Genomic DNA, 4,044 nt, shown 5'->3' on the forward strand with positions numbered 1-4,044 from the left:
CGCCGGTCACCGGCACGGCGGCGGTGTCCGGGTTGGCGTCCACGTCCTCGGCCGGACCAGTGAACTGGGACTGGTACAGCCGGTAGTAGGCGCCCTCGGTGGCCAGCAGCTGCTCGTGGCTGCCCTGTTCCACGATCCGTCCGGCCTCCATCACCAGGATGGTGTCCGCGTCACGGATGGTGGACAAACGGTGGGCGATCACGAAGCTGGTGCGCTCGGTGCGCAGCGCCGCCATGGCCTGCTGCACCAGCAGTTCGGTGCGGGTATCCACCGAGCTGGTCGCCTCATCCAGAATCAGCAGCGAGGGATTGGCCACGAACGCGCGGGCGATGGTGATCAGCTGCTTCTCACCGGCCGAGACGTTGGTGCCCTCCTCGTCGATGACGGTGTCATAGCCCTCGGGCAGGGCGCGGACGAAGCGGTCCACGAAGGTGGCCTTCGCCGCCTCGATGACCTCGTCATCGGTGGCGTCCAGCCGGCCGTAGCGGATGTTTTCCATGATGGTCCCACCGAACAGCCAGGCGTCCTGCAGCACCATGCCCACCTTGGAGCGCAGATCCGCGCGGGACAGGTGGGTGATGTCCACGTTGTCCACCAGGATCCGCCCGGAGTTCAGCTCGTAGAAGCGCATCACCAGGTTCACCAGGGTGGTCTTGCCCGCCCCGGTCGGCCCCACGATCGCCACCGTGTGCCCGGGATCCGCGTCAAAGGACAGGTTCTCGATCAGCGGCTGGTCCGGGGTGTAGGAGAAGCTCACCTCCTGGAAGGAGACGTGCCCGTCGGTGCGGGCCGGCAGCTGGGTGCGCGCATCCTCCGCCTCCTGCTCCTCGCGTCCAGCAGCTCGAAGGTGCGTTCGGCGGAGGCCACACCGGACTGCAGCATGTTGGCCAGCCCGGCCATCTGCCCCAGCGGCTGGGTGAACTCGCGCGAGTACTGGATGAACGCGGTCGCGTCCCCCAGGCTCATCGACCCGGAGGCCACGCGCAGCCCGCCGACCACGGCGATGCCCACATAGGAGAGGTAGGAGACGAAGTTCATCACCGGCATGATCATGCCCGAGACGAACTGGGCCCGAAGCTGGCCTTGTACAGTTCGTCGTTGCGCTGGGTGAAGCGCTCCACCATGTCGTCCTCGCGCCCGAAGACCTTCATCAGCTCGTGGCCGGAGAAGGATTCCTCGATCTGCCCGTTCAGCGCACCGGTGTTCTTCCACTGGGCGGTGAACAGCTTCTGCGCCCGGGTGCCGATGATGCCGGCGGCCACCGCGGACAACGGCAGCGCCACCAGCGCGATCAGCGCCAGCTGCCAGGAGACCACGAACATCATGATCACAATGCCCAGCACGCTCAGCGCGGACTGCACCAGCTGGCTCAGCGCCTGCTGCAGCGCGTTTTGGATGTTGTCCACGTCGTTGGTCACCCTGGAGAGGATGTCCCCGCGCTGGCGGGTGTCGAAGTAGTTCAGCGGCAGTGCGTTGATCTTGTCCTCAACGTCCTTGCGCAGCCGGTACACCACCTTCATCACCAGGCGGTTCAGCAGCCAGCCCGAAAGCCACATGAAGATCGAGGCGATGAAGTACATCGACAGCACGATCAGGATGAAGCGGGAGAGCTGGGTGAAGTCGATGCCCTGCCCGGGCACGAAGTCCACCCGGGAGAGCATGTCGGCCTGGGTGTCATCGCCGCTGTCGCGCAGCTGCTGGATCAGCACGTCGGCCGGGGTCCCGGCCGGGATGTTCTTGCCGATCAGCCCGGCGAAGATCACGTCCATGGCCCTTCCCAGCACCCGCGGGGCGGTGACCGAGAGGACCACGTAGATGCCGATCATCGCGAAGACGATGCTCATCCCCAGCTTGTACGGGGCGAGCAGTCCGACCAGGCGCTTGGCCGAGGGCCAGAAGTGCTGGGCCTTGCGTACCGGGGCCTCGTCCCAGGTGTCGCTGCTGGCCGCGGCCGCGAATTCGTCGACCTCTTCCAGGCTCGCATCCACCTCGGGGGCCGAGGAGTTCTTCTTCTGATCCGCCATCTAGGCCACCTCCTCCGCACTGTGCTGGGACGAAACGATTTCCTGGTAGGTTTCCGAGCTTTCCAGCAGCTCCTCATGGGTGCCGCGAGCCACGATTTCCCCGTGGTCCAGCACCAGGATCTGGTCGGCCCGGGTGATCGTGGAGACGCGCTGGGCCACGATGATCACCGCGGCGTCCTTCGTCGGCTCGGCCAGGGCGGCGCGCAGCTTCGCGTCGGTGGCCACGTCCAGTGCCGAGAACGAGTCATCGAACAGGTAGGTGCGCGGCTTGGCGGCCAAGCCCGGGCGATGCACAGGCGCTGGCGCTGCCCGCCGGAGACGTTGGTGCCGCCCTGGGAGATCTTTGAGTCCAGCTGCCCCTCGCGTTCGGCGACGAAGTCCGCCGCCTGGGCAATGTCCAGCGCCTGCCACAGCTCAGCATCGCTGGCCCTCTGCGCCCCGAAGCGCAGGTTGCTGGCGATGGTGCCGGAGAACAGGTAGGGGCGCTGCGGGACGGCGGAGATGTTGCGCGAGATCGCATCCCGGCCCAGTTCATCCACCGGCACCCCGCCGATCAGGATCTGCCCGCGGGTCACGTCGTAGAGCCGCGGGATCAGGTTCAGCAAGGTGGTCTTGCCCGAACCGGTGGACCCGATGATCGCGGTGACCTTGCCCGGCTGGGCGGTAAAGGAAATGTTGTTCAGCACCGGGGCCTCGGCACCCGGGTAGCCGAAGCTGACGTTGCGGAACTCCACGGTGCCGGGGGTGGGCAGGTGCACCTCGCGGTCCTCGGCCTCGGTCATGCTCGGCTTGGTGTCCAGCACCTCGCCGATGCGGTCGGCGGAGACCATGGCGCGCGGGACCATCATGGCCATGAAGGTGCCCATCATGACCGCCATCAGGATCTGCAGCAGGTACTGCAGGAATGCGGTCAACGCCCCGACCTCCACCTGCCCGGCATCCACCCGGTGCCCGCCGAACCACAGCACGGCGGCGGTGGACAGGTGCAGGATCATCGAGATCGCCGGGAACATGAGCACGAACAGGTTGCCGACCTTGACACCCAGGTCGGTCAGCTTCTGGTTCGCGTCCGCGTAGCGCTCGGTCTCGTGCTGTTCGCGCACGAACGCGCGCACCACGCGGATGCCGGTGATCTGCTCGCGCAGCACCCCGTTGATCCCGTCAATGCGCACCTGCATCTGGCGGAAGAGCGGCATCAGCTTGATGACCAGGATGCCCACCACAATCAGCACCACCGGCACCGACACCCAGACCAGCCAGGACAGGCCCGGATCCTCGCGGATGGCCATGATGACCCCGCCAATGGACATGATCGGGGCGGTGATCATGAAGTTCAGCAGCATCAGGGTGAGCATCTGCACCTGCTGCACGTCGTTGGTGCCGCGGGTAATCAAGGTGGCAGCCCCGAACTTGTTCACGTCCTGCGCGGAGAACGTGGAGACCTGCTCGAACACGGCCTGGCGGATATCCCGGCCCAGGCTCATGGCGGTCTTGGCGCCGAAGTAGACGGCGCCGATCGCGGTGATCACCTGCACGAAGGCAACGACCAGCATGATCCCGCCGGTGCGCCAGATGTAGTCAATATCGGTGTTGACCACACCCACGTCAATGATCTTGGCGTTCAGGCTGGGCAGGAACAGCGTGGCCATGGTGGTGGCCAGTTGCAGGATGAAGACCGCAACGATCCACCCGGCATAGGGTTTGGAGTGTTTTAGGATGAGCTTCAGAAGCATGTGGTTTGTCCTCGCTAGCGTCAGCCCCGAAACCGCTGGGCGCGAACCGATTTTTCGGCGCAGGGATTTGAGGGCGAAAGCCAGTCTAGTAGTCCCCGTTGGGCTTTGGAGTCATCCTTTTGATTGAATTGTGCCAATCACTTATGGGGTTCGACACGTTCCCCACCGCGCAGGACTACCCGCCAGCTGAAGTTGGCAGGAATCCGCGAATCGACGCGCAACAACCGGCTCAGGGCAGCGCGTCCGCGACCGCCTTGGCGGCGCGATGGCCGGTGACGGCGGCGGCC

At 65.6% G+C, this 4,044-nt stretch carries 1 protein-coding gene and 2 pseudogenes; 1 reads left to right on the plus strand and 2 read right to left on the minus strand.

What is annotated here, in order from left to right; genetic code table 11:
- Both JCM19049_RS09140 and JCM19049_RS09145 read right to left on the minus strand, forming a co-directional pair.
- A pseudogene (locus JCM19049_RS09140) lies at window positions 1-2,024 on the minus strand (ABC transporter ATP-binding protein); the annotation flags it as partial.
- A pseudogene (locus tag JCM19049_RS09145) lies at window positions 2,025-3,757 on the minus strand (ABC transporter ATP-binding protein).
- A 98-nt stretch (window positions 3,758-3,855) separates the two neighbouring features.
- On the opposite strand from JCM19049_RS09145, the gene JCM19049_RS19765 reads away from it, so the two are divergent.
- A partial coding sequence (locus tag JCM19049_RS19765; RefSeq protein WP_279402830.1) for a hypothetical protein occupies window positions 3,856-4,044 on the plus strand: 189 nt, incomplete at its 3' end.

Source organism: Arthrobacter sp. JCM 19049, assembly GCF_001310435.1.